The organism is Chryseobacterium shigense, assembly GCF_014207845.1.
Taxonomy (GTDB): Bacteria; Bacteroidota; Bacteroidia; order Flavobacteriales; family Weeksellaceae; genus Chryseobacterium; species Chryseobacterium shigense_A.
Genome location: NZ_JACHLC010000001.1, coordinates 1,378,912 through 1,404,722, shown reverse-complemented (window position 1 = coordinate 1,404,722; position 25,811 = coordinate 1,378,912). Strand labels below are relative to the sequence as shown.

At 38.1% G+C, this 25,811-nt stretch carries 22 protein-coding genes; 10 read left to right on the top strand and 12 right to left on the bottom strand.

All coding sequences use genetic code 11. The annotated features are described in order from the left end of the window. Positions 1-17: 17 nt before the first annotated feature. The 3 genes from HNP36_RS06495 to HNP36_RS06485 all read right to left on the bottom strand — a co-directional run bounded on the left by HNP36_RS06495 (position 18) and on the right by HNP36_RS06485 (position 3,911). Positions 18-1,229, bottom strand: coding sequence for an acetyl-CoA carboxylase biotin carboxylase subunit family protein (locus tag HNP36_RS06495; protein WP_184159234.1), 1,212 nt, complete (start codon positions 1,227-1,229; stop codon positions 18-20). A 140-nt stretch (positions 1,230-1,369) separates the two neighbouring features. Next, on the bottom strand, positions 1,370-2,785 hold the full coding sequence (locus tag HNP36_RS06490; protein WP_184159236.1) for a leucyl aminopeptidase family protein: 1,416 nt from the start codon (positions 2,783-2,785) through the stop codon (positions 1,370-1,372). 4 nt (positions 2,786-2,789) lie between these two features. Beyond that, entirely contained in the window at positions 2,790-3,911 is a 1,122-nt protein-coding gene (locus tag HNP36_RS06485) for an alpha/beta hydrolase-fold protein (protein WP_184162221.1), read from the bottom strand. Positions 3,912-4,126: 215 nt separating this feature from the next. Here HNP36_RS06485 and glgB point away from each other — a divergent pair, with 215 nt between their 5' ends. From glgB to apaG, 9 genes are all read left to right on the top strand, one after another. Continuing rightward, complete coding sequence (gene glgB, locus HNP36_RS06480; RefSeq protein WP_184159238.1) at positions 4,127-6,076, top strand: 1,4-alpha-glucan branching protein GlgB; 1,950 nt, start codon at positions 4,127-4,129, stop codon at positions 6,074-6,076. Then, entirely contained in the window at positions 6,073-6,618 is a 546-nt protein-coding gene (locus tag HNP36_RS06475; protein ID WP_184159240.1) for a hypothetical protein, read from the top strand. The genes glgB and HNP36_RS06475 overlap by 4 nt, the downstream gene beginning before the upstream one ends. A gap of 37 nt (positions 6,619-6,655) precedes the next feature. Beyond that, a complete protein-coding gene (locus tag HNP36_RS06470; protein WP_184159242.1) occupies positions 6,656-8,062 on the top strand; it encodes a glycogen synthase in 1,407 nt (468 codons plus the stop codon). A gap of 215 nt (positions 8,063-8,277) precedes the next feature. Next, complete coding sequence (locus HNP36_RS06465) at positions 8,278-9,546, top strand: glucose-1-phosphate adenylyltransferase (RefSeq protein WP_184159243.1); 1,269 nt, start codon at positions 8,278-8,280, stop codon at positions 9,544-9,546. 180 nt (positions 9,547-9,726) lie between these two features. After that, the gene (locus HNP36_RS06460) at positions 9,727-10,314 is read left to right on the top strand and encodes an outer membrane beta-barrel protein (RefSeq protein WP_184159246.1); all 588 of its coding nucleotides are present in this window, start codon (positions 9,727-9,729) and stop codon (positions 10,312-10,314) included. Positions 10,315-10,461: 147 nt separating this feature from the next. Continuing rightward, positions 10,462-11,502 carry an SRPBCC family protein gene (locus HNP36_RS06455; RefSeq protein WP_184159248.1) on the top strand — a complete coding sequence of 347 codons (1,041 nt, stop codon included), beginning with the start codon at positions 10,462-10,464 and terminating at the stop codon, positions 11,500-11,502. Positions 11,503-11,626: 124 nt separating this feature from the next. Continuing rightward, positions 11,627-14,437 carry a 2-oxoglutarate dehydrogenase E1 component gene (locus tag HNP36_RS06450; RefSeq protein WP_184159250.1) on the top strand — a complete coding sequence of 937 codons (2,811 nt, stop codon included), beginning with the start codon at positions 11,627-11,629 and terminating at the stop codon, positions 14,435-14,437. A gap of 40 nt (positions 14,438-14,477) precedes the next feature. After that, entirely contained in the window at positions 14,478-15,734 is a 1,257-nt protein-coding gene (gene odhB / locus HNP36_RS06445) for a 2-oxoglutarate dehydrogenase complex dihydrolipoyllysine-residue succinyltransferase (RefSeq protein ID WP_184159252.1), read from the top strand. Positions 15,735-15,814: 80 nt separating this feature from the next. Then, complete coding sequence (apaG, locus tag HNP36_RS06440) at positions 15,815-16,204, top strand: Co2+/Mg2+ efflux protein ApaG (RefSeq protein ID WP_184159254.1); 390 nt, start codon at positions 15,815-15,817, stop codon at positions 16,202-16,204. A gap of 73 nt (positions 16,205-16,277) precedes the next feature. Here the strand turns inward: apaG and HNP36_RS06435 are convergent, their stop codons facing one another. From HNP36_RS06435 to HNP36_RS06425, 3 genes are all read right to left on the bottom strand, one after another. Beyond that, a complete protein-coding gene (locus HNP36_RS06435; RefSeq protein WP_184159256.1) occupies positions 16,278-16,832 on the bottom strand; it encodes a 3'-5' exonuclease in 555 nt (184 codons plus the stop codon). A gap of 140 nt (positions 16,833-16,972) precedes the next feature. After that, a complete protein-coding gene (locus HNP36_RS06430; protein WP_184159258.1) occupies positions 16,973-17,953 on the bottom strand; it encodes a glycosyltransferase family 2 protein in 981 nt (326 codons plus the stop codon). A gap of 5 nt (positions 17,954-17,958) precedes the next feature. Continuing rightward, positions 17,959-18,843: a lysophospholipid acyltransferase family protein gene (locus tag HNP36_RS06425; RefSeq protein ID WP_184159260.1), complete on the bottom strand. Its 885-nt coding sequence runs from the start codon at positions 18,841-18,843 to the stop codon at positions 17,959-17,961. An 80-nt stretch (positions 18,844-18,923) separates the two neighbouring features. Between HNP36_RS06425 and HNP36_RS06420 the strand changes: the two genes are divergently transcribed. Continuing rightward, positions 18,924-19,496 carry a thioredoxin family protein gene (locus tag HNP36_RS06420; RefSeq protein ID WP_184159262.1) on the top strand — a complete coding sequence of 191 codons (573 nt, stop codon included), beginning with the start codon at positions 18,924-18,926 and terminating at the stop codon, positions 19,494-19,496. A gap of 33 nt (positions 19,497-19,529) precedes the next feature. Here the strand turns inward: HNP36_RS06420 and HNP36_RS06415 are convergent, their stop codons facing one another. The 6 genes from HNP36_RS06415 to HNP36_RS06390 all read right to left on the bottom strand — a co-directional run bounded on the left by HNP36_RS06415 (position 19,530) and on the right by HNP36_RS06390 (position 25,771). Further along, entirely contained in the window at positions 19,530-20,891 is a 1,362-nt protein-coding gene (locus tag HNP36_RS06415) for an aldehyde dehydrogenase (protein ID WP_184159264.1), read from the bottom strand. A gap of 508 nt (positions 20,892-21,399) precedes the next feature. Then, a complete protein-coding gene (gene rplI, locus HNP36_RS06410) occupies positions 21,400-21,906 on the bottom strand; it encodes a 50S ribosomal protein L9 (protein ID WP_184159266.1) in 507 nt (168 codons plus the stop codon). A 130-nt stretch (positions 21,907-22,036) separates the two neighbouring features. After that, the gene (gene rpsR / locus HNP36_RS06405) at positions 22,037-22,339 is read right to left on the bottom strand and encodes a 30S ribosomal protein S18 (RefSeq protein ID WP_034706728.1); all 303 of its coding nucleotides are present in this window, start codon (positions 22,337-22,339) and stop codon (positions 22,037-22,039) included. Between the two features lie 31 nt (positions 22,340-22,370). Continuing rightward, positions 22,371-22,712 carry a 30S ribosomal protein S6 gene (gene rpsF / locus HNP36_RS06400; protein WP_184159268.1) on the bottom strand — a complete coding sequence of 114 codons (342 nt, stop codon included), beginning with the start codon at positions 22,710-22,712 and terminating at the stop codon, positions 22,371-22,373. A 225-nt stretch (positions 22,713-22,937) separates the two neighbouring features. Then, positions 22,938-24,290: a chloride channel protein gene (locus tag HNP36_RS06395; protein WP_184159270.1), complete on the bottom strand. Its 1,353-nt coding sequence runs from the start codon at positions 24,288-24,290 to the stop codon at positions 22,938-22,940. Positions 24,291-24,457: 167 nt separating this feature from the next. Then, positions 24,458-25,771: a dihydrolipoamide acetyltransferase family protein gene (locus HNP36_RS06390; protein ID WP_184159271.1), complete on the bottom strand. Its 1,314-nt coding sequence runs from the start codon at positions 25,769-25,771 to the stop codon at positions 24,458-24,460. Positions 25,772-25,811 lie beyond the last annotated feature (40 nt).

The window sequence follows — 25,811 nt, the reverse complement described above, 5'->3', positions numbered from 1 at the left end:
TTGTTATATTTTGCGTTTTAACTTGTCAGTTTGCTTTTGGGAGGCAGGATATTCAGCATTTCCGCCTGAATCTTTTCCGCGGCGCTGTCTAACCTTTGCTGTATAGTTTCCGGATCGCTGGATTTGTAAACAATTCCTACATGGTGATCAATAGGAAGAAATTTTACGACTTCTTCACTGTTAAAGACACTGTAATCGGGATCTTTATCTTTGATTAAAGCAACAATCAGCCCTGAATAATAGCCTGTAGGTTTGGAAGCCTGATAATCTTTTCCACGAAGAAGGGCATCTTCAATTTTTGCCCATTCCCGCCAGATATTGATATTACTGGAAGCTTCAACAAGATCCGGAATATGCGCACCGCCAACTCTGGAAGATGTTTCAAGGAAATACCATTTTCCGTCAGCTTTTCCACGGATAAATTCAGTATGGGTAGCTCCGTTTATCAATCCGAAACTGGAAAGAACTTTTGCATTTACTTCTTCAAGGGCTTTGAACTCTTCAGAATATCTTCCGAGAGTTTTTGATCTGAATACACCGCCTTCATGAGAAACCTGCATAGGTGGAGCAAGATATTTAGAGGCAGATGTAAATACGATCTCTTTGTTAAACGTCAGACTGTCCACATGATATACATCTCCCGGCTTAAAGCTTTCCAGCAGGAAGAGGTGACGTTCTTCACCAAGCGCGTTCAGTTCATTCCAAAGTTCATCTTTTGAAGAAAACTTTTTAATTCCTGATGCAGATGCTTCTGAACGCGGTTTTAATACCCAGGGAGCCGGAACTGCCTCTACAAAGCTGTTAACCTCATCGTTATTAAAAACAGCGGTGAATTCCGGAACACTGATTCCTGAATCTTTCGCTTTCTGGCGCATGGCCAGCTTGTCTCTGAAATAACGGTGCGTGGTCTGTCCCATCCCGGGAATACGGAATGTTTCCCTGATTAGCGCTGCTTTTTCTACGTCATAATCATCGAGTGCCACTACGGCATCTACTTTTCTGGTTTTCATCAGGTGTGAAAAGCCCTGGATCAGATGTTCCAGGTTCCAGACAGACGGCTTTACTTCAGCCATATAAAATACCTCATCAATAGCATGCCATGGCCAGTCTTTTTCTTTAAGGCTCTCTGATGTTACCAAGATGATTTTATTACCAAGCTTCTTCATTTCATCCATGAAATCATAGCCTTTGTAATAGCACGAAATACATACTATAGTTTTCTCCTCCATATAATGTTTTTTAGTTTTTAGTAAATTATCAAAAATAAAAGCAATTTTTTATTGATTAATTAACGTTAAAAACCTCAATAAACTGCGTTTTTGAAAATGTATAATCAAGTATACAGAGAAATTTTGAAAAAAACTAATTTTTAGTGATAATTTTCAATTAAATCAGCCAATAATTGTACACCGAAGCCGGTTGCTGCCTTTTCTTTTGAATATCCTGTACTTCCAAATGCCACACCAGCAATATCAAGATGAGCCCATTTAGGATGGTTTTCTATAAACTGTTCCAGAAATTTAGCGGCTACAATACAATCTCCGATAGGTTTCATTGAGATATTTTTAAGATCCGCCACATCAGATTGAATATCATCTTTCCACACATCCCATAACGGAAGATTCCAAACTCTCTGATTGGTAACATCTCCTGTTTTTATCAGAAGATTTTTCAGTTCATCATTATTGGAGAACATGGCCCCACAGGTGTCCCCAAACATTCTTACAGAACTTCCGGTAAGAGTGGCAAGATCAATCAGGAAATCTGTTTTGTAATTTTTTGCCAGATAAGAAAGTCCATCGGCAAGGATCATCCTGCCTTCAGCATCGGTATTAAGGACTTCAATTGTTTTTCCGTTGTAGGCTGTGATAACATCACTTGGAAGGAAAGCCTTTTCGGAAATTGCATTATCTGTAACAGGAAGTACAGCAATAATATTGACTGGAAGTTGCATTTCCGCAGCATAGATCAGAGCTCCGATAACTGCTGTGGCACCGCCCATATCAGATTTCATATAATGCATATTGTCCGGATTCTTCAGTGAAATCCCTCCCGTATCAAAGAGCACACATTTTCCTACCAGGCCAAATGTCTTGGCATTTTTAACGGTGGTTTTATATTCTATAATGGTAAAAGCAGCATCATAAGCACTTCCCTGATTAACCGACAGATAAGCGCCCAAACCAAGCTCTTCACATTTTTTTCTGTTGAATGCTGTGTATTTTAATTCGTATTTTTTTGCCAGATTTTTCAGAAACAGACCTAAAGTATCAGGTTTTTTAAGATTGGCAGGTTTATTCAGCCATTCCTGGCAGGTTGTTTGCCCGTTAGCCAACGCCTCGGCTTTAGAACTGATTGTATCCAGTTTTTTCTGACTTAAATTTTCAAAATGAATCTCGAACTTAGGATTCCAGAAAGCATGTTTCTTATCAAAAGGATAGCTGTATGTTCCCAAAAGTAATCCTTTTACAAATTCTTCAAACTGTTTTTCTTTCAGGAAATCTGCTAAAAGCAAAGTGGGAGCGGCCTGAATTTTTTCTTTCTGGGTCTGAGCAAATTTAACGGCGACCTGCTGAACCTCGAAATTCTGCAGCGTTGATTTTCCCAAACCGATCAGGTAAGTGATACTTTCTTCATCGGTATGAATGAAAACCTCAAATTTCTTTCCGGAGAAAAAAGAAGAAACATTTTTATTGTAATTTTTACCGGATTTGGTCCATTCTTCTTCAGTGAAAAGTTGAAAGATCTGGGTATATTTTTTATTTTTTTTATTGATTAATTTCATAAACTTAATTTTTAACGCTTTGTTGTTGCGGTTTTACTTCTACCGGGTTTTCTGTGTTATTATAGAACAGCCATTCAATAGCTCTTGGGAATTCCTGCGACCAGTAAAATTCACTGTGGGTTCCTTCAGGGTTAATGCTCGTTCTGAATTCAAAGTCAAAAAGATTCTTCTTTTCCCAGCGTTTTAAATATTCTTCAAAAACATGGATTCTTTTTACCATTTTGGAACCCTCCTGACCACCGCCGTACAGATATATTTTGGTTTTAAACGGAATCCTGAAGTTCATCATCGGGAAGTTATTGTTAGGCTCCACCCAAAGTGAAGGGGAGAAAATCAGCAGTTTGGAATAGACCTCCGGATAAAGGAATCCGCTGTAAATACTAATCAGTGCGCCCAGAGAGCTGCCGCCGATTCCTGTATTGTCACGGTCTTTTTTGGTACGGTAATGCTCATCTACAAAGGGTTTCAAAGTATCTGTAATGAAGCGGATGTATTTTTTTCCCTCCGAACCGTTCGCCACATTATCATTATCAAAGATGTATTCCTTGATACGTTCTTCACTGCCGTGTTCTATAGCTATGATAATCACATCACCGCGGCCGTATTCGGCAAGGATAGACAGTTTTTTATCAATTTCCCAGTTTCCGTACCCGCTTCCTTCATTGAAAAGATTTTGGGCATCCTGCAGGTAGAGCACAGGATAGCTTTTCTCGGATACATAATAATCATAGGGCAGCACAGCCCAAACTTTCCGGTAGCGGTCAAGCTGAGGAATATAGAATTCATCCGAAATCACTTCTGCAAGTGGAAAAAATTCCTTTTTAAAGGGTCCCCAGTTAAGCCTCCATTTCTCTACGCTATCAGATGTTTTTCCTTTAGCTTTTTCAGCTTTCCTGTTCGGAGTGATATTCCCGTACTTATCGAGCTCCACATTTTCCCAGCCTCCTTTTGTGAATTTGTATTCCACAATGTCAGGAAGAATCTTGTCATCAATCTCTATGAAATAATTGTTCGGATTCAGCTGTTTAAGCTGGTAATTGTAATCCTTTGGGTTCCAGTTGTTAAAATTTCCGGTGATGTACACCGTCCTGTCGTCGCTTTCTTCAGTATAAAGTTCAAACCTCATCATGTGTGTTTAAATATAATTTAAATATAAATTGGAAGCTAAATTTATAAAAAAGATTGTTTTAAAATCATAAAAAAATGAATATAAAAAATAATATATTTGATAAACGTGTGGAAAATGGAAGTAATTAACATAATAATTATTTGAATAATAATTAATGGTTATTGCATAGAATTTTCGTAGTTTCAAAAAAAATAAAGTACAACGATATCTTGATGAATTCTGTTAAAACCTATACACTGTTTAATGATCATGATGTTTACCTTTTTAAAGAAGGCAGGCATTATAAGCTGTATGGGAAATTTGGAGCACATTCTGCTGAAAAAGATGGGGTAAAAGGTGTCTACTTTTCAGTGTGGGCTCCCAATGCAAAAAAAGTTTCCGTGATTGGAAATTTTAACAACTGGAATCATAAAGATCATATTCTGTTTCCGAGATGGGACGGTTCCGGTATCTGGGAAGGATTTATTACCGGGCTTACCTGGGGTACATTATATAAATATGCAGTGGAAACTGCCAGAGGAGAAATTCTGGAGAAAAGTGATCCTTATGCCTTAAGCTGGGAACAAAATCTGCAGGCCGCTTCATTGGTTTCCACTACCTGGTACGAATGGAGCGATAAGGAATGGATGGAGAACCGCTGGAAAAAAAATACCCTGGATGCTCCGATATCCGTTTACGAACTTCATTTAGGTTCCTGGGTAAGGGAAGGCAATGCTCCGGATAAATACTTGAATTACCGTGATATTGCAGAGAAGCTGGTTCCTTATGTAAAGGAAATGGGTTTTACCCATGTAGAATTTATGCCGGTGATGGAATATCCGTACGATCCGAGCTGGGGGTACCAGATTACAGGATTTTATGCGGCCACGTCACGTTTCGGGTCACCTCAGGATCTTATGTTCCTGATTGATGAACTGCATAAACACAATATCGGGGTTATTCTGGATTGGGTGCCATCCCATTTTCCGGGAGATGCCAACGGGCTTCACCGTTTTGATGGTTCTTATTTATATGAGCACGAAGATCCGCGGAAAGGCTTTCATCCCGATTGGAAATCCTATATTTTCAATTATGGCAGAAATGAAGTAAAGTCTTTTCTGATTTCCAATGCCATGTTCTGGCTGGAGCGTTATCATGCAGACGGGCTTCGTGTAGATGCGGTTACATCAATGCTGCATCTTGACTATTCCAGGAATGAAGGCGAATGGGAACCTAATATAGAAGGCGGAAATGTAAACCTTGAAGCCAAAGCTTTCCTGCAGGAGTTCAATACAGCGGTTTACAAAGAATTTGGTGACAGCATTATGACGATAGCTGAGGAGAGCTCGGATTTCCCTATGCTTACAAAACCTGTCCATGATGGGGGAGTAGGTTTTGGAATGAAATGGATGATGGGATGGATGCATGATACGCTGGATTATTTTAAAGAAGATCCGATAAACAGGAAATATCACCACCATAAAATTACTTTCGCATCCGTATATATGTATAATGAAAATTATATGATGCCGCTGTCACATGATGAAGTAGTACACGGAAAAGCAAGCCTGATTTATAAAATGCCGGGTGATGAATGGCAGAAGTTTGCCAATCTAAGAGCATTATATGTTTATATGTATACTCATCCGGGAGCCAAACTTCTTTTTATGGGTGATGAATTTGCACAGACCGGTGAATGGAATTTTACCCGCAGTCTCGACTGGCATCTGCTGCAGTACCCGGTTCACAAGGGAATGCAGACACTGGTAAAAGATCTTAACCATTTATATAGAAACGAACCTGCTTTTTATGAAAATCAGTTTAATAAGAATGGATTTGAATGGGTGGAAGCAGATGATTTGGAAAATTCCGTATACGTTTACCTTAGAAAAGGCAAAAGAAGAGATGATGTTCTAATGGTGGTTCTCAATCTGACTCCACAGGTTCTGGAATATACTATTGGCGTGAATACAGGAACCCATTGGGAGGTTATTTTTAATTCAGACGATCAGAAATATAGCGGAAGTGGTACAGATGCTGATATTTTAAATGAAAAGCACGAAGAATGGAGAAGGTATCCAAAGTCTATCACTGTCAAGCTTCCTCCGTTGGCAGGAATTATTTTAAGACAGAGAAAAGATAAAAAATATAAATTGCAGAGAATAAAACAGCATAAAAAATGATTCAGGTTTTAGATGTTTTAGGAAAAGAGTATAAAGATCTTAGGAAGTATATTATAAGAACCGATTTCGATGAAGAGACATTGCGGGATTTTTCCAGGGCAGAAATTTATCCACCTTTATCAGATGCAAAATTAAATGATGATTTGTATTTTTATGAGTATAAAGTGGAAAAGCATAAACTCGCTTTTTCAGATGACAAGGTGCGTGAAATGATTTGCATGTTAAGAGAAGATGACACACGCAGTCTTATTAAAAAACTGATAATTCAGGATTCTTTTCGTTTCAGATTTTACCCAAATGAACAATTGCAAAATACAGAATGGGTAGATAATGAAAATGCTTCAGAAGAAGGTTTCTTATCATGGAAGGTGGAAACTTTTGCATTCGATGAATCATCTACTTTTGATATTGATCACCTTGAAAAATATGGATTAATAACCTTTCAATCAGAAGATTTTACTATCATGATCAAAAATTATTTTTTTGAAGATGAAATGCGGTATCTGTTTGAATTACAATCCAATATAAAAACAACTCTTTAAGAGAAGTTTTTTTAATAATTAAATTTTAATAATAAAAATGACAATTTATCACCTTAGTACAGAATGTTATCCGGTAGCAAAAGTAGGAGGTCTTGCAGACGTTGTGGGAGCGCTGCCTAAATATCAGAATAAAATAAAAGGGATAGATGCCAAGGTAGTAATGCCGTGGTACAATAAACCTTTTGTCCATGACCATGAATTTGATATCGTTTTTGACGGCTTTATCCATCAGGGACCAAATATGCTTCAGGTTCAGGTGTTGAAGGAGAAAACGGATGTTTTGGGATTTGAGCTTTATATGGTTAAAATTCCCGGGCTTTTAGACAGGGAAAATCCCTATGGATATCAGGATGAAAGTTTCCAGTTTCTCGCATTTCAGCATGGAGTGCTTCACTGGTTGAGTGCAATGGAAATCCGTCCCGATGTACTGCACTGTCACGACTATCATACCGGGCTGGTCCCTTTTATGATTGAACATTGCCCTGAATTTGAATTTTTAAAAGGCGTAAAAACAATAGGAACCATCCATAACGGAGAATACCAGGGAATGATGAGCTGGAATATGGCCAATTATATGCCGTCTTTCGATTCCTATAAATGGGGCTTCATGGACTGGAATGGCTATATCAACCCTCTGGCAAGCATGATTAAATGTTCCAATGCTTTTACAACCGTTTCAGAAGGGTATCTGGAAGAACTTTTTATCAGCTTCCGCGGTCTGGAAAGCCTGGTACGTCAGGAATTCGGAAAAGCATACGGAATTATCAACGGAATTGATACGGAAGTATGGAATCCCGAAACCGACCCGATGCTGGATTTTAATTTTAATATAAAAAATGCCCTGGCACAGAAAAAGAAAAATAAAGAAAAACTTTGCAAAGAATACGGCCTGAAGCCTGAACTGCCTCTTTTTGCCTTTATAGGAAGATTTGCCACCGAAAAAGGTGCAGATTTCCTTCCCGATGTAGTCTGGAAAAGTATTAAACAGAGCTATGGAGCACTGAATATTATGATCCTGGGGTCAGGAAACTCCTATATCGAAAATAAACTTAAGGAATACGCATATACCTATACTAATTTTGCTCTGGATCTCGGGTATAAAGAATACCTTTCCCATAAGATCTATGCTTCGGCAGATTTTCTGCTGATGCCGTCACGGGTGGAACCTTGCGGACTGAATCAGATGTATTCCATGAGATATGGAACGGTTCCTGTGGTAAGATATACCGGAGGGCTCAGGGATACAGTGGAAGATATCTCAACAGGAGGAGCCGGGCTGAATTTTACCTATCCTGGTGTAGATGACATCGTTCATGCCATGAACAGGGCACTTGCAATTTATAATCAGAAAGGCGCGATGGAAGATCTTGTTCATGCCAACATGAATTTTGATTTTGCATGGGAGAAATCTGCCGAAAAATATATAGCTTTATATAATAACTGAAATTTACAATAGAAAGCTGTTTGAGTTTATTAAAAAATTAAACCATTAAGAAGAATTTAAGCGATAAAATACAGTTGAGATCAGTCATTTTGATTTTTAAGGTTTTGAAGGAGAATTCTTAATACCTTATGATATCTTAATGCTTCAAAAAGTAAAGTTTCAACAGGTTTACAGGTTAAAAAAAGTAACATAATTCAATAAAACGCACGATATATATGAAACGAAATGTAATCTCCATTGTATTGGGAGGCGGCAGGGGAACAAGATTATTCCCGTTAACGTATTCGAGATCAAAACCGGCAGTTCCTATTGCAGGAAAATACAGGCTGGTAGATATTCCTATTTCCAACTGTCTGAATTCCGGGCTGAACAAAATCCTTGTTTTAACACAGTTCAATTCAGCTTCTTTAAATTCACACATCAAGAATTCCTATCACTTTGATATTTTCAGCAAAGGTTTCGTGGATATCCTGGCTGCCGAACAGAATGTGGAAAACGAAAGCTGGTATCAGGGAACGGCAGATGCGGTCCGCCAGTCTATGAAGCACCTTGAAAAGTATGATTATGACTATATTCTTATCCTTTCCGGTGACCAGCTTTACCAGATGGATTTCAGGGAGATGCTGGATTTTCACATTGAAAACGAAGGCGATGTAACAATTGCCACCATTCCCGTAGTTGCCAAAGATGCTACAGGATTCGGGATTTTAAAATCTGATGATGATGGGAACATCACCTCCTTCTATGAAAAGCCGGATTATGAAATTCTGGACGGTCTGAAATCTGAAGTTTCAGAAGAAAACAAGTATAAAGGAAAAGAATACCTTGCCTCTATGGGAATCTATATCTTTACAAAAACAATTCTTAAAAAAATGTTTGATGAAGGAGCCGGGGACGATTTTGGAAAAGATATTATTCCGAACTCTATCGGGAAATACAAAACATTAAGCTATCAGTATGAAGGGTACTGGACAGATATCGGAACCATAGAATCTTTCTACGAAGCCAATCTGGATCTGTGTCAGGATTTTCCACAGTTTAATTTATTCTCTCCTTCGCCTATTTATACGAGAGCAAGGATGCTTCCTCCTTCAAAGATCAACGGTTCTTACGTAAGCAAAGCCGTTTTCGGGGACGGATGCATCATCATGGCCGATAAGATTGAAAATTCCGTAATTGGGAACAGGACAAGAATCGACAAAGGAAGTACCATCGTAAATTCTTATGTAATGGGTGCAGATTTTTACCAGAATACCACAGAAATTGTCCTCAACGACAGAAGCGGGCACCCGAATATGGGAATTGGGAAATACTGCTATATCGAAAAGGCTATTCTCGACAAGAACTGCTACATTGGTGACAATGTAAAAATCATCGGCGGAAAACATATTCCCGATGGAGATTATGGAACCTATTCCGTACAGGATGGAATTGTTGTAGTAAAAAAAGGAGCAGTATTGCCTTCTGGAACACATATAGGATAAAACCTCTTTCAGTTAAAAAATTAAAAGTATCTCGTTTGGGATACTTTTTTGTTTTTTTATCATTCATATTTGAATGATAAACAGCACGTCTTTCCAATTGATTCAAATGTTTTTTTAACAAATTTTATGATTTGGCACGCGAATTGTTAATAACTCCCAAAAAATACAAATTTTGAAATTATGAAAAAAATCTTGGTTATTGCAGCCGCAGCTGCATTCGGAATGGTGAGTGCTCAGAAAAATACTTTGTTATTGGGAGGTAATATTGGGTATAACAGTGATAACACTAGTATTTCAGGGGAAAAAAGTAAAACAGAATCTTTTAGCTTTACTCCTACAGTAGGATATCAGTTTAGCGATCACTGGACAGCAGGAGTTAATTCTACCATTACATCAGGAAAAAGACCAATGGATTATGGAACACTAAAAGAAAATGGCTTTGCGATCGGACCATTTGTTCGTTATGCAGTTCCGTTGAGCCAGACTTTTGCTGTTTATGGAGATTTGGGAGCAGGATATCAGAGCATGAAAAACACCTATACTCTAGGTTCTACTTCCAGTGAAACTAAACTTAACGGAGTTTATGCCAATTTTACACCGGCATTATTCATCAACTTTAAGAATGGCTTCGGACTGAACTTTAATATTGGAGGAATCAGATATGGTTATTTGAAACAGGACGGTGCTGATGTAAAAAATAATCAATTCAACTTCTCTTTTGGTAAAGAAGTAGGAGTAGGTATTTCTAAAAACTTCGGGTTAAAATAATTCAAACACCGATAAGAAGTAAAAAGCCGGAAACTTCCGGCTTTTTTATTGGCTGAAACTTTGTGACAGTAAAAAGTTTCAGTTAAAATTAAAAATCAGAGTGATCAGCATATTGGTCACTTTTTTTATTTGTATTACTTTTGTGCAATGCGTTTTTTTAAAATAATAGCCGTAATTCTTGTTCTGCTGGTAGGAGCTTATGCTGCTTCCATGTATTATTTTGTTGATGAAAACAAGGATTTTAAGATTGAAAAAGAAGTTGATTATCCCCTGGATAAAGTTTTTTCACAGTTTAATAACCTGCAGCATTTTACGCGATGGAATAACTTTTTTACAAGCTCGCAATCAATTGATATAGATTATTATACTCCCTATGAAGGGCAGGGCAGCGCAATAAGTTATGTAGACCCTAAAAAAGACACGAACGGAGAAATGTTCATCCGTTACGAAAACGCTCCCAGAAGTTTACGGTACCAGCTTTTTGAAGACAGAAACGAAAATCCTACCGTTGTTGACGTTCAGTTCAAGCCCGTTTCAGCACAAAGAACGAAAATCACCTGGCATGTGCATACACCAAAACTTTCAGTATTAAGAAGAGTGGAAAACTTCTGGACAGAAGACCGCTTTGCCGAAAATATTGACAAAAGTATGGTGAACCTTAAAAACGTTCTGGGTAACAAGGTCGAAAAAGACAATCAGATGGCTTCCATTAAATACGACAGCCTGATGGTGGAAAATGATGACAGTCAGCTGCTTTTGGGGATTAATGTAAGTGCATCAAACAAAAAAGAGGCACTTTACAAAAACATCGTTATGAATTACAGCAAAATTTATAATTACGTAACAATGGATCTTGGAAAAAGAGATGACGAGTTCGGGTTTCCGGTACTGATCACTGATGCTGATAATTATAAAGACAAAGAGGTTTCTTATTTCCTCGGAATTCCGCTTTCAAAAAAGTTCGGGGTTACGGATAATAACTTCAATTTCCGGACGGTAAATGCCTCCCAAAATTACGTCATGTATTACAAAGGAAACTATGAAGGCAGAATACGGGCAGTTCAGCAGCTGATTCAGAAGGCGAAAAAAGACGAGATGCGCTTCGGGGATATCCGCCAGACCTTTATTGAACGTCCGGTTGAAGGGCAGGAAGTAAACGTAAAGATTTCATTATCAGTGTTTAAATAATTTTTATCCGATTATTTTTTTCTTAATTTTTTTTAACGGTTTCAGGCTGTCTTAACTCGGTTTTTTTTATTAAATTTGAAGATTAATTCTACAAATAAATTTTAATAATAGATAAACTGTAATAATGGACAGATTTTCATTCCTAAACGCAGCTCATTCTCAGTTAATTGAGGATTTATACCAACAATACTTAAAATTCCCGGATTCTTTAGAACCATCATGGAAAGCCTTTTTTCAAGGCTTTGATTTTGCTTTGGAGAACTATGGAGATGACGATAACATTCAATACATCCAGGCTCCGGCCACCGCTGCTCCGGTACAGCAGATCTCTCAGGCAGTAGCCGGAGGAGAAGTTCCGGAACATATCAAAAAAGAATTCAAAGTAGTAAACCTTATTGAGGCTTACAGAACAAGAGGACACCTGTTCACAAAAACAAACCCTGTTAGAGAAAGAAGACACTATACGCCTACTTTAGACATCGAGAATTTCGGACTTTCTAAAGAAGATTTAAATACAAAATTCAACTGTGCCCTTGAAACAGGTATGAAAGAACCTGCTACACTGGCAGATTTAATCAAGCACCTTGAAAACATCTACTGCGATTCTATCGGGGTGGAATACATGCACATCAACAACGTTGAAGAAAAAGATTTCATCAAAAGATGGCTTCAGGTAAACGAAAACCATCCGAACCTTTCTGCGAATGAAAAAACAGAAATCTTATTAAAATTAAATCAGGCAGTTGCTTTTGAAAACTACCTTCATACAAAATTTGTAGGTCAGAAAAGATTCTCACTGGAAGGAGGGGAAACATTAATTCCTGCCTTAGACCAGTTAATCACAAGATCTTCCCAGCTTGGAGTGGATGAAGTGGTATTGGGAATGGCCCACAGAGGAAGATTGAATGTACTGACCAATATTTTCGGGAAATCTTACAAGCAGATCTTCTCAGAATTTGAAGGAAAAGAATTCGAAGAAGATGTATTCTCAGGTGACGTTAAATATCACTTAGGATCATCTAAAAAAATCAAAACAGCTTCAGGAGAAGAAGTTTGTATTAACCTGACTCCGAACCCGTCTCACCTTGAAACGGTCGCTGCTTTGGTAGAAGGTATCTGCCGTGCAAAAGTAGATGATAAATACAAAGATTACTCTAAAGTATTGCCAATTATCATCCACGGTGATGGAGCTATTGCCGGACAAGGTATTGCTTACGAAGTTGCCCAGATGATGACATTGGAAGGATACAGAACAGGAGGTACGGTTCATATCGTTGTAAATAACCAGGTTTCATTTACAACAAACTATATGGATGCAAGATCTTCAACCTACTGTACAGACATTGCAAAAGTTACAGAATCTCCTGTAATGCACGTAAATGCTGATGATGCAGAAGCTGTTGTTCATGCCATCCACTTTGCCGCCGATTTCAGGGCTAAATTTGGGAAAGACGTTTATATTGACCTTTTAGGATATAGAAAATATGGCCACAACGAAGGGGATGAGCCAAGATTCACCCAGCCTAACTTATATAAAACAATTTCAAAGCACCCGAATCCGAGAGAAATTTATAAAGATAAATTGCTTAAAGACAGCGTTACTTCAAATGATGTAATTGCTAAAATGGAAACGGAATTCAAAGCTCTTTTAGATAAAGATTTTGACGCTTCCAAAGAGATTGAGAAAAACGTAATGGATCTCTTTATGGCTGAAGATTGGATAAACTATCCGATTGGAAAAAGAGGAGCTGTTCAGTTACCGGTTGATACAAAATATAACTTAGAGAAACTGAAAGAGCTGGCTGTTAAAATGTCAACCCTTCCTGTTGATAAAAAGTTTATCAATAAAATTACAAGACTATTCGAAAACCGTATCAAAGCTATTGAAGGAAATTCATTAGACTGGGCGTTAGGAGAGTGGTTGGCGTATGCTACACTTCTTGTGGAAGGTCACAATGTAAGAATCTCAGGAGAAGATGTAGAAAGAGGTACATTCTCTCACAGACACGCTGTAGTAAAAACAGAAGATACAGAAGAAGAATATATCCCGCTAAGACACGTATCAGAAAGCAGATTTGATGTATTCAACTCTCACCTTTCAGAATATGGTGTTCTAGGTTTCGATTATGGATATGCAATGGCATCTCCGAATACATTGACAATCTGGGAAGCCCAGTTCGGAGATTTCGTGAACGGTGCTCAGATCATCGTTGACCAGTATCTGGCTGCTGCAGAAGAAAAATGGAAAATCCAGGACGGATTGGTGATGCTGTTGCCTCACGGTTCAGAAGGCCAGGGAGCAGAACACTCTTCAGCAAGATTGGAGAGATTCCTTACCCTTTGTGCCAACGAAAACATGGTAGTAGCTAACATTACTTCACCTGCCAACTACTTCCACTTATTGAGAAGACAGTTGAAATGGGCGTTCAGAAAACCATTGATCGTCATGAGTCCTAAATCTCTGCTGAGACATCCAAAAGTAGTTTCCCCGCTTGAAGATTTTGCAAACGGTTCATTCCAGCCGATATTGGATGATCCTGCTGCAGATCCGAGAAAAGTAGAAAAATTAGTTCTTTGCTCAGGTAAACTGTACTTCGAATTATTGGCGAAGAAAGAAGAACTGAACTGTGAAAATATTGCATTGGTAAGATTAGAACAGCTGTATCCGCTTCAGGCAGATGCTATTGAGGCAATCTTCAGCAAATATGAAAACAGAAAACAACTTGTATGGGCTCAGGAAGAACCTGAAAACATGGGAGCATGGTCTTATATCCTGAGAAATTTCAGAGATACGGGAATCCAGGTAGTAGCTCCGGTACCAAGCGGTGCTCCGGCTCCGGGAAGTCACAAAATGTTTGAGAAAAACCAGAATGCAGTGATCAACAGAGTTTTCGACAGAGATGATGCTCCTGCAAAAAGACCTGTTACAGCGTAATTTAAAATAATACCCAATTAAAAAATAAAAAATACTCAATATGTCAGTTTTAGAAATGAAAGTTCCTTCACCGGGAGAATCCATTACAGAAGTTGAAATTGCAACTTGGCTTGTGAAAGATGGTGATTACGTAGAAAAAGATCAGCCCATCGCAGAAGTAGACTCAGATAAAGCAACTCTTGAATTGCCTGCAGAGCAAAGCGGTGTAATCACGTTAAAAGCAGAAGAGGGTGATGTGGTACAGGTTGGCCAGGTAGTTTGTTTAATTGATATGGACGCTGCAAAACCTGAAGGCGCATCTGCTCCGGCTGCTGAAGCTCCAAAACAGGAAGAAGCTCCGAAAGCTGCTGAACCGGCTAAACAGGAAGCTCCAAAACCAGCTGCTCCGGTAGCTGCTCCACAAACTTATGCAACAGGAGCACCATCTCCTGCAGCTAAAAAGATCCTTGATGAAAAAGGTATTGAGGCAGGTCAGGTTTCAGGAAGTGGAAGAGATGGAAGAATCACTAAAACTGATGCAGAATTGGCTGCTGTTCCTGCTTTAGGAGGAAGTCCTTCTACAGCAACAGGTGCACGTACTACTACGACGACTAAGCTTTCAGTTCTTAGAAGAAAAATTGCTTCAAGATTGGTTTCTGTGAAGAACGAAACAGCAATGCTAACGACTTTCAACGAAGTTGATATGTCTGAGATCTTCAGATTAAGAAAGCAGTATAAAGAAGAATTTGCTCAAAAACACGGAGTTGGACTTGGTTTCATGTCTTTCTTTACAAAAGCGGTTACAAGAGCATTGCAGATGTATCCGGATGTAAATGCATCTATTGACGGAGACTTCAAAGTAAACTATGATTTCTGTGATATTTCAATTGCCGTTTCAGGGCCTAAAGGTCTTATGGTTCCGGTATTGAGAAATGCTGAAAATATGTCTTTCGCAGGAGTTGAAGCTAATATTAAGGATCTTGCAACCAAAGTAAGAGACGGTAAAATTACTGTTGATGAAATGACAGGCGGTACATTCACCATTACAAACGGTGGTACTTTCGGATCTATGATGTCTACACCAATCATCAACCCGCCACAATCTGCAATCTTAGGAATGCACAACATTATCCAGAGACCGGTAGCGGTTGACGGACAGGTAGTGATCAGACCAATGATGTACGTTGCAATGTCTTATGACCACAGAATTATCGACGGAAAAGAATCTGTAGGATTCCTTGTTGCGGTAAAAGAAGGTATCGACAATCCTGTTGAAATACTAATGGGAGGTGACGAAAGAAAAGGCCTTGGATTATAAATTTTAAGAAAATTATAACATATTCTTACAATCTCGCCCCAAAAAGGCGAGATTTTTGTATTTGTTAAGAAAATACTAAGATGATGTTCTCAAAAATGACTTCCAATATCAAAGTTTCAGTAATACCTGAATATGATAGTAAAAACAGTTATCCGTCTGAAAACCGCTACGTCTTCAAGTATAATATTACCATAGAAAACGATGGCAGCTTTCCGGTTAAAGTACTTAAAAGAAAATGGCTTATTTTCGATGTAGGCTTTGGATACACTGAGATTATAGGAGATGGTGTAATAGGATTGACACCAGAGATTCCCGTAGGCGAAAATTTTGCTTATTTCTCCAATGTGATGCTCCGGTCCGGAGTAGGGAGTATGAGTGGGAAATACCTTGTTAAAAACATGGAAACCCAGGAAACTTTCGAGATAGAAATCCCAAAATTCAACCTGTTGTCCGAAGTGTTAAGCAATTAACGATTTTTTTGTACAAAGAAAGTACAAAGTATTAAAGGTTACAGAATAAGAACCCGGGTTCATGCCTGTACTTTTAAAGTCTTTTGATTTTTGCTTTCATATACTCATGTACTTCATCATTACTGGTGAGGAAGAGTTTCTCAAATGCCAATAAAGAAATCTTGGCACATACTTCTGCATCTGCACCGGCGCGGTGGTGATTAAAATTAATGCTGTGATATTCAGCCAGAGATTTCAGTCCGTATTTTGGAAGATAATTCCAGGATTTTTTGGCAAGCTGTATACTGCACAGATAATTTAATTGGGGTGTAAACATTCCATAATATTCAAAACATCCTCTTAAAACCGAAGCATCAAAACCTGCATTATGAGCAATCATAAGGCTTCCGTATATCATATCCTGGGCTTCATGCCAGATTTCATCAAAAGTAGGAGCATCTTTTACATCTTCCGGAGTTATCCCGTGAACACCAATATTAAACCTGCTGAAATAAGGAAAACTGGGCGGTTTTATCAGCCAGGTCTTTGTTTCTATGATCCTGGAATCCTGAACAACGCATATACCCATTTCACACGCTGAACTTTTCTCGTGTGTTGCTGTTTCGAAATCTATTGCGCAGAAATCCATTTTTTAAATTATAAGTTGCTTATTTTATTAAACGTTCAAGATTTTAAGTGTAAAGCTTTGTAAGCTAAGAGTTTTTCTCGTAAAATATGATTGGATTTTAGATACTAACTTAAGATATTTGAGCTTTATTTCCCTAATCCTTACTGTCCTCCACCTAAAAAATGCCTGAATATAAGCCATTTCGATTGGTAAAATTCATGCTTCTGATGCTTCTGACGTAATTTCCATGTGCCCGGAAGCTGACCGTAAAATCCGAAATGTGCCCTTACAACTGCCCAGAGGTGTGGAAATCCGTTTTTAATCCCGAAATAAATTCCTGCAATTCCGTCTAAACACAGTCTGAAAAAAATCAACGCTACCAGTTTGGGGAACGGAAGATTTTTCAGCATCATTGAAAGATTGTTTCTGATGTTCAGATAAGTTTTTTGTGCGCTTTGTTTATTCAAGGTTCCGCCTCCTACATGATATACTTTTGATTTTCCCGTATAAAAAATTTTCTTTCCGGAATTAATCAGTCTCCAGCAAAGGTCAATTTCTTCCTGATGGGCAAAAAATCTTTCATCAAAACCGTTTTGTTCCCAGAAATCTTTTGAACGGACAAAAAAACAGCAGCCTGAAGCCCAGAAGATTTCCGTTTCATCATCGTATTGTCCGTTATCTTCTTCAACATCATCGAATATACGTCCACGGCAATAAGGATAGCCCAGGTTATCAATTAAACCTCCGGCTGCTCCGGCAAATTCAAACTGTTTTTTATGGTTGAAAGACAGAATTTTGGGTTGTACAGCTGCAATGGACGGATTTTTTTCAAATAAATCCAAAACCGGGTTAATCCAGTTTTCAGTAACCTCCACATCTGAATTGAGGAGGCAGTAATATTCATTCTTAATATTCTTTAAGCCTTCATTATAACCTCCGGCAAAACCATAATTTTTACTGTTTCTGACAATTTTTACCGTAGGAAAATAGTGTTCTACAAACGCTATGGAATCATCGGTAGAAAGATTATCTATTACATAAATATCTGTATCCTGAGAAGAATTTACGACACCTGGAAGAAACTTTTCAAGCCAGTTTTTACCATTCCAGTTTAAAATAACAACTGCTAAATTTTTTGACATGAGAATTATATTTTTTCAGCATCAAAAGTTTTAATGGCATCCTGGTATTTCCATTTTCTGTGAGACCAGAGATAATTATCCGGATGCTTGTGCAGAGTATTTTCCAGAAGTTTATGGAATTTTCTTACCACTTCATGTTCTGTAAACTTTTCACCGTCAGGATAAATCCTGTGATAGTTTACCTGGTAATAGCCTCTTTTTACCCTCTTCATTTCGCAGTAAATAAAAGCGAGGTCCATTCTGGTAGCCAGTTTATCGTATCCTATAAAAGCAGGTGTCTTCTGATTTAAGAATTCTAATCCGTAGTTCACATGGGCAACGTGTGGGGTCTGGTCTGCTACAAACATATAAGCCGATTCGCCGTCATTTTTAGACCTGAAGATATTCATAATTACTTCATTGGCTTCCAGGGCTTCGTTTCCGAATTTATTCCTTACTTTCTTCATCTGGTTTTCCCAGAAATCACTGTTTACCTTTCTGTATACAGGATGGCAGTGTTTCTGCGGAATAATTCTTGCAAGCGCATTGATCCATTCCCAGTTGAATACATGTCCGGCAAGCATAATAACATTTTTACCCTCTGCTTTTGCCTCATGAAATAATTCCTGGTTGATGTGCTGCATCCTTACCCGCGATTCTGTCTCAGAAATGCTGAAAGATTTAATGGTTTCTACAAGATAATCTGAAAAATTGAGGTAAAATTTCTTTCTGATATCCCTGATCTCTTCTTCTGATTTTTCAGGAAAAGAGTTTTTGAGGTTTTGTGTAATTACGTTCTTCCTGTAACCTACCAGGTAATAGTTTAGGAAAAAAATAACGTCCGAAAAAATATATAATACTTTGAGCGGAAGCTTAGAAATGAAATATAATATTTTGATTAAGAAATCCATAAAACATGCAAATCTAGTGATAATAAAATTATGGTTCTATTTTTGCTTGCAATAAGTATTATTTTTTTTATTTTTATGTTATGAAAAAATTGTCGATCATATCCTTTCTTGGACTCAGCATATTTGCTTTTTCCCAGGAAATCAAAAATACACCGGAAGGAAGAAAACCAGAGAACGCCCTTTTGGTGAAAGCTGATCATGCAGAGCTGGATGCGAAAAAGAAAGCAGCAGAGGAAAAAGCAAAACTTCCAAAGCCTTATGATCCAAAAGCCAATGCAGAAGCTGATATTAACAAGCTGATTGCCCAGGCTAAAAAAGAAGGAAAGAATATCATGATCCAGGCCGGGGGAAACTGGTGTATCTGGTGTCTCCGTTTTAATAATTTTGTACAAAACACGCCTGAACTAAAGGAAACTGCAGATAAAAACTATTTATATTATCACCTGAATTATTCTCCGGATAATAAAAATGAAAAAGTTTTTGCCAAATATGTAGACATTAATGAGAAGCTTGGATATCCATTTTTCATTGTTTTAGATAAAAATGGCAAAATAGTTCATGTTCTGAAAGACAGTTCGGTTCTTGAGGAAGGAAAAGGGTACAGTAAAGACAAAGTAAAAGAGTTCTTTAATCAATGGGCTCCAAAATCTTAAAAATATAACCGGGAAATTTTCCCGGTTTTTTATTTATAACAGCTTTCTGATCCAGCTTAATTTTTTTTCCGAATAGGGAGGATATTTTATATCAGGTTCACCCCAGTTTGCCTTTTCCAGAATAGATTTCTGATGGGAGAGAGCTTCAAAACCATATATTCCATGATAATTCCCGATGCCTGAATTTCCGACTCCCCCAAAAGGAAGACGGTCATTGCCTAAATGCATCACTACATCATTGATGCATCCGCCGCCAAACGATAGTTTCGTGGTAAAAGCTTCTTTTTCCTCAGAATTCCGGGTAAAAAGATAGGCTGCAAGCGGTTTTTCATGTTCAAGAATGGTATTGAGAATCATATTAAAGTTGGTAAAACCAATAACCGGTAATATAGGCCCGAAAATTTCTTCCTGCATAACATCATCTTCCCAATCAACATGAGTCAAGAGGGTAGGCTCTATAAAAAGTTTGTCCTCGTCAGAATTTCCGCCAAAATAAATTTTCTCTTTAGTGATGAGCTTTATTAGCCGCTGAAAGTTTTTTTGATTGATGATTCTTGTATATTGTTCAGAGTCAGGTTTGTATTTAAATTCCGTAATGTATTTCCTCATCATTTCCAGAAACTGTTCATGGATGGATTCTTCAACCAGAAGATAATCGGGAGCTACGCAGGTTTGTCCGGCATTCAGAAATTTTCCCCATACAATTCTTTTGGCGGCTGTTTCAAGGTTGGCGTCTTTGGTTACAATAGCAGGAGATTTTCCGCCTAATTCAAGAACCACAGGTGTTAAATTTTCTGCAGCGGCCTGATAAACAATCTTTCCAACCCTGGTGCTTCCTGTAAAGAATATTTTATCGAATTTTAATTTCAAAAGCTCAGTGGTTTCATCAATACCCCCTTCATAAACATACAGATATTCAGGCGGAAAATTATCATTGATGAGCCTTGCCATTGCCTTCATGGTATTTTCTGCTATTTCACTGGGCTTTAAAATACAGCAGTTTCCGGCTGCCAGTGCTGCAATAACAGGAGAGAGGGACAACTGATAAGGATAATTCCATGCACCGATAACCAGGACACAGCCCAAAGGTTCCGGGTGAATTTTGCTTTTTCCCAACTGATTGACCAGATTGGTCCTGACTTTTTTAGGTTTTGAAAGTGAATGTAAATTCTTCAGATAATAATCAATATCATTCAGAACAAAGGAAATTTCCGTTGTAAAAGTATCAAATTTTGATTTGCCGAAATCTTTATAGATGGCTTGATATAGATGTTCCTCATTCTTTAGAATAAGCTCCCGGAGCTTTTCAAGATACATTTTCCTGAATTTAATATTCTTCGTTTGCTGTGTTTTAAAAAAGTCTTTCTGGTGATTTATGATTTCCTGAATTTCCATACAATCCAATTTCAGAATGTACAGCAAATTTTCGGCCTAAAATCAAATGATATTCCTCACCACAATTTTTACGGAATGGTATAGAAGTAAAGCGAAGGCCATGATTAAATTCAGGCAGAATAATCCTGTAAAAATTTCCATATCGGAAAGAAGGATGGATTGGGCTGTTATTTTTTGCTTTAAATGTTCCCGCAGTTATGGAATGGATAAAGATTCATTGACAGGAAGTTTAGATAAATTAGCTCCGAAAAGCTGGTTCCACTGACTGTAAAAAACAGTATTGGTATCTGTCAGACTGAAAAACTTAAAGTATCTGAATGTTTAAGGTTAAAAAAAGCATCAGATTATGCATTAAAGCATTCCTATTACGGCGGTCTGGAAACGTGTTGTTGTTCCCTGTGCTGTTGCATTGGCAAGATATTGATCATCCGGAAATGGAAAATATAAATACACAAAAAAACCACTTCAAACGAAGTGGTTTTATATTTTGAGAAAACTCTCAGCTTAATTAAGCTTCTTCTTCAGATTTAACTTCCTCTTTTTTAGCAGCTGGAGCAGCTACTACAGGAGCGTCAGATACGATGTCAAATTCATAGTTGTACTCAACATTTCTGTGAAGTCTGATAAGAGCTGCGAATTTACCAGTTCTCTTAATGGTGTTACCAGGAATTTTGATGTATTTTTTCTCTACAGAAACACCAGCTTTTCCTAAAGCTTCAGCAAGATCAGCATTGTTGATAGATCCGAATAATTTGTCACCAGTACCTACTTTTGCAGGAATAGTAACAGATGTTTTCTTCAATTGCTCAACTACACCGTTAGCTGTAGCGATTAATTTAGCTTCTTCTTCTTTTCTAGCTTCTAAAGTAGCTTCTAAAGCTGCTTTGTTTTTAGGAGTAGCTAAAAGTGCAAATCCCTGAGGGATTAAGAAGTTTCTGGCATAACCAGGCTTTACGCTTACTGTATCAAACTCAAGTCCTAAGTTTTCTACGTCTTTTTTTAGGATGATATCCATTGTTGTTGTCCGTTTTAGAGTTCCGGGTTCCAGGTTTTATGTTCCGGGTTTCCCATCACTTCGTTAGAATTTATTAATTAATTCAGCAACAAAAGAAGAGGTTGTCCTCTTCTTTTATTTATTTTTTGTCTTATTTCAATAAGTCAGCTACGTAAGGTAGTAAAGAAAGGTGTCTTGCTCTTTTGATAGCAGCAGAAACTTTTCTTTGGTATTTTAAAGAAGTTCCTGTATATCTTCTTGGTAAGATTTTACCTTGCTCGTTTACAAACTGTAATAAGAAATCAGCATCTTTGTAATCAACGTGCTTAATTCCGTATTTTTTGAATCTACAATATTTCTTTTCAGATTTTGTATTGATATCAAGCGGAGTAAGGAATTTTACTTCTGATTCTCCTCCAGCTGAGGCTTGTTTAGCCATTTCATCTATTGCCATGTCTTGTCTTTTTTAAAAATAGGGTTAATAATTAAGCTCTTGACGCTTTTAATTTAGTTCTTCTGGTTACAGCATACTCAACAGCATGTTTGTCAAGCTTTGTAGTCAGGTAACGAATTACTCTTTCGTCACGTTTGAAAGCTAATTCTAGATCAGCAACTACAGTACCTTCACCTTTAAACTCGATTAAAGTGTAGAATCCGTTCTTTTTCAATTGGATCGGATAAGCCAGTTTTTTTAATCCCCAGTTTTCTTTAGCAACGATTTCACAGTTCTTTTCTTTGATAAGATCTTCAAATTTTTTCACTGCTTCCTCCACCTGAGCGTCAGATAGAACGGGAGTTAAAATGAAAACAGTTTCGTAATTGTTCATAATGTTAAATGAATTTGTTAATTATTTCGAGGTGCAAAATTAGAGAATATATTTGTAATATGCAATACCGGGAGTGAAATTGTTTGGGGTTTCGAGATGCAGGCTCCGGGGTTTTAGCTGACAGTTAGCAGTTGTTGGTTTTTAAACTTTGGTAAAATACTTTTAGCCTAAAGACTTAGCCCCGAAACTTTAAATTTAAAATCCGAACCCTGCATCCCGAAACTATTATTCCTTCGCTCTGATTTCGGTTAAAAAATTCACTTTAATCATGTCATACAATGAATGCCTGCTCACCAGAATTGAAGCGATGGAAGAAACCATTCCGGCCAGCATCAGATGAAAGATGAGAGAATGCCTGTCTGTCATTTCAAGCACAATAATGGCAGATGTAAACGGTGCCCTGGTAATTCCGGTAAGAAAAGCGACCATTCCTGCAAGAATAACCACATTGGTCTCATTGGCGGTCAAATGAATCAAGCCTGAAATTACAGATCCTATACTCGCTCCGGCAGTAAGAGCGGGGGCAAAAATTCCTCCGGCACCGCCTGATGTAAAAGACAGGGCAGGACCAAGCATTCTTAAGACCGGAACGTACCATTCTTCATGTTTATCTTTGGTAAAAAGAACACGCTCCATAATTTCTTTTCCGGAGCCGAGGATTTCCCGGTTAATAAAATAAGCGATGGAAGCAATAAACAGGGCGCAAAGTATAAGAAAAGCTATGTTGGCTCTGTCTGTTTTAAGTTTTCTTTTCTTCCAGTCACTCATTTTTAGCATCATTACAGACAACTGGCTGGCAAGAATACCTGCAACTCCCGCTACAAGGATAATCGGGAACATAACCATTAAGGAAACATCATTCGTTTTTGGATAGCCCAGATATAAATAGGAGCCTGCCAGGGTCTGCGCGGTTAAACCAGCAATAATTACTGCCGTAAATAAAGCCGTTTTAAAATAATTGATATGGGTTTTTGAAAGTTCTTCCACGGCAAATACAATTCCTCCCAAAGGGGTGTTAAATGCCGCCGCAAGCCCTGCTGCAGCCCCCGTCATAATCATATTTTTCTTTGAAATTTTTGGCCACCAGTGCGGAAGATATTCATTTACTTTCCTGAACACCGAACCTGCAATCTGGATCGTTGGCCCTTCACGTCCTACAGCACCGCCTCCGATCACCAGAACTACAGATGAAATAATTTTAAAGACAATGATTTTGAGGCTTAAAAGGCTTCTGATTTTGGTATGCTCTTTTGGATTGGCAAGTTCTACGGCTGCCATCACCTGTGGAATACCGCTTCCTTTGGCATTGGGGGCAAATTCTTTTACCAGCCACCACGAAAGTACGAAACCTATTGGCGCAATAATGAAAATCATCCATGAATGCCAGTCTATAATGAAATTCAGAAGATGTTCTCCCCAGGCAAATACCTTGGCATACATAACCGCAAAAAATCCGGTAATTACAGAACCTATCCAGAAAGGAATGGCCTGTAGCAGATTGTTTTTCAGCTGCTCGTTTCGGATGTTGTCAAAAGATTTTTTAAGGCCTTTTCGTATAAGGGATAGGATCTTCAGCATTTGTGTAAACTAAAACATTTTATCAAACGGAAAAATATGAAAATTAGATGGAATTTAGAAAATCTTATTTAAATAAAGATGAAAAAACAAAAAAGCTTCCTTGTTGGAAGCTTTTTTATATTGTTTCTGACCAATACAAGAGGAAAGTGCCTCCGAACTGACAGTTTTTATATTTCTGTATTCAGATCCCAGTTCTGAAGATAGTCGTGAACATGCTTCAGCATCATTCCTCCTAAAGAACCGTCTACTACTCTGTGGTCGTAAGAGTGAGACATGAACATAAGTTGACGGATTGCAATTACATCCCCGTCTTTAGTTTCAAGAACGGCAGGTTTTTTAACGATTGCACCAATAGCCAGAATAGCTACCTGAGGCTGAGGAATAATAGGCGTACCCATAAGGTTCCCGAAACTTCCTACGTTAGAAATAGTATAAGTTGCTCCCTGGGTATCTTCAGGTCTTAATTTTTTATTTCTTGCTCTGTAAGCCAGGTCATTGATTGCTTTTGCGAGACCTGAAAGTGATAACTGGTCTGCATTTTTGATTACAGGAACGATAAGGTTTCCGTCCGGTAAAGCAGTAGCCATACCAATGTTGATATTTTTCTTTTTAATGATATTTTCACCATTGATAGAAACGTTAATCATAGGGAAATCCTGGATAGCTTTTACTACAGCTTTCACGAAAATCGGCATGAACGTCAGTTTTTCACCCTCACGTTTTTCGAAAATATCTTTATGCTTGTTTCTCCATTTTACAACGTTGGTAACGTCTGTTTCAATAAAAGAAGTAACGTGCGGAGCAATTTGCTTGGCTTTCACCATGTTTTCAGCGATGATTTTTCTCATTCTGTCCATTGGAATGATTTCATCGCCTGCTGCTGTCTGAACCGTAGAAACCGGTGTCGCTACAGGAGCTGCTGATGGGGCTGGGGCCGGAGTTTGTACCGGCGCTGCCTGCTGAACAGGCTGGTTTCCTCTGTTGGAAACGTAGGCTAATATATCTTCTTTTGTAATTCTTCCTTCTAAACCGCTTCCTTTGATAGATTTCAGCTCAGATTCAGAGATGTTTTCCTGTTGTGCAATTGATTTTACAAGAGGTGACAGGTAAATGTCTCCTGAGAATTCTGCATTGGCAGCAACTTTTAATGGCTCTTCAATGGTCTTTAAAGTTTCCTGATCAGGAGCAGCAGCAGGAGTTTCTGTTTTTACCTCCTCCGAAGCTGTATTTCCGCCTTCTCCTTCAATTTCTAAAATAGCAATGGCTTCACCTACTTGGGCAACTTCGTCCTTCTGTTTCAGGATTTTTACAATTTTCCCCGAAACCGGTGTCGGAACGTCTGAATCTACCTTATCTGTTGCAATTTCAACTACGGAATCATCCTCTTTTACATTATCACCTTCATTGAACAACCAGGTGATAATTGTCGCTTCCATAACACCTTCTCCCATGGAAGGAAGCAATAATTTGTATTCTGCCATTTTTAATTTTTAGATTTTGACAAATATATAAAAAAAATCG

What these genes read in the sequence shown, in the direction of transcription:
- HNP36_RS06495 (WP_184159234.1), bottom strand. Translation starts at nt 1,229, where the DNA reads ATGGAGGAGAAAACTATAGTATGTATTTCGTGCTATTACAAAGGCTAT.
- HNP36_RS06490 (WP_184159236.1), bottom strand. Translation starts at nt 2,785, where the DNA reads ATGAAATTAATCAATAAAAAAAATAAAAAATATACCCAGATCTTTCAA.
- HNP36_RS06485 (WP_184162221.1), bottom strand. Translation starts at nt 3,911, where the DNA reads ATGAGGTTTGAACTTTATACTGAAGAAAGCGACGACAGGACGGTGTAC.
- glgB (WP_184159238.1), top strand. Translation starts at nt 4,127, where the DNA reads ATGAATTCTGTTAAAACCTATACACTGTTTAATGATCATGATGTTTAC.
- HNP36_RS06475 (WP_184159240.1), top strand. Translation starts at nt 6,073, where the DNA reads ATGATTCAGGTTTTAGATGTTTTAGGAAAAGAGTATAAAGATCTTAGG.
- HNP36_RS06470 (WP_184159242.1), top strand. Translation starts at nt 6,656, where the DNA reads ATGACAATTTATCACCTTAGTACAGAATGTTATCCGGTAGCAAAAGTA.
- HNP36_RS06465 (WP_184159243.1), top strand. Translation starts at nt 8,278, where the DNA reads ATGAAACGAAATGTAATCTCCATTGTATTGGGAGGCGGCAGGGGAACA.
- HNP36_RS06460 (WP_184159246.1), top strand. Translation starts at nt 9,727, where the DNA reads ATGAAAAAAATCTTGGTTATTGCAGCCGCAGCTGCATTCGGAATGGTG.
- HNP36_RS06455 (WP_184159248.1), top strand. Translation starts at nt 10,462, where the DNA reads ATGCGTTTTTTTAAAATAATAGCCGTAATTCTTGTTCTGCTGGTAGGA.
- HNP36_RS06450 (WP_184159250.1), top strand. Translation starts at nt 11,627, where the DNA reads ATGGACAGATTTTCATTCCTAAACGCAGCTCATTCTCAGTTAATTGAG.
- odhB (WP_184159252.1), top strand. Translation starts at nt 14,478, where the DNA reads ATGTCAGTTTTAGAAATGAAAGTTCCTTCACCGGGAGAATCCATTACA.
- apaG (WP_184159254.1), top strand. Translation starts at nt 15,815, where the DNA reads ATGATGTTCTCAAAAATGACTTCCAATATCAAAGTTTCAGTAATACCT.
- HNP36_RS06435 (WP_184159256.1), bottom strand. Translation starts at nt 16,832, where the DNA reads ATGGATTTCTGCGCAATAGATTTCGAAACAGCAACACACGAGAAAAGT.
- HNP36_RS06430 (WP_184159258.1), bottom strand. Translation starts at nt 17,953, where the DNA reads ATGTCAAAAAATTTAGCAGTTGTTATTTTAAACTGGAATGGTAAAAAC.
- HNP36_RS06425 (WP_184159260.1), bottom strand. Translation starts at nt 18,843, where the DNA reads ATGGATTTCTTAATCAAAATATTATATTTCATTTCTAAGCTTCCGCTC.
- HNP36_RS06420 (WP_184159262.1), top strand. Translation starts at nt 18,924, where the DNA reads ATGAAAAAATTGTCGATCATATCCTTTCTTGGACTCAGCATATTTGCT.
- HNP36_RS06415 (WP_184159264.1), bottom strand. Translation starts at nt 20,891, where the DNA reads ATGGAAATTCAGGAAATCATAAATCACCAGAAAGACTTTTTTAAAACA.
- rplI (WP_184159266.1), bottom strand. Translation starts at nt 21,906, where the DNA reads ATGGATATCATCCTAAAAAAAGACGTAGAAAACTTAGGACTTGAGTTT.
- rpsR (WP_034706728.1), bottom strand. Translation starts at nt 22,339, where the DNA reads ATGGCAATAGATGAAATGGCTAAACAAGCCTCAGCTGGAGGAGAATCA.
- rpsF (WP_184159268.1), bottom strand. Translation starts at nt 22,712, where the DNA reads ATGAACAATTACGAAACTGTTTTCATTTTAACTCCCGTTCTATCTGAC.
- HNP36_RS06395 (WP_184159270.1), bottom strand. Translation starts at nt 24,290, where the DNA reads ATGCTGAAGATCCTATCCCTTATACGAAAAGGCCTTAAAAAATCTTTT.
- HNP36_RS06390 (WP_184159271.1), bottom strand. Translation starts at nt 25,771, where the DNA reads ATGGCAGAATACAAATTATTGCTTCCTTCCATGGGAGAAGGTGTTATG.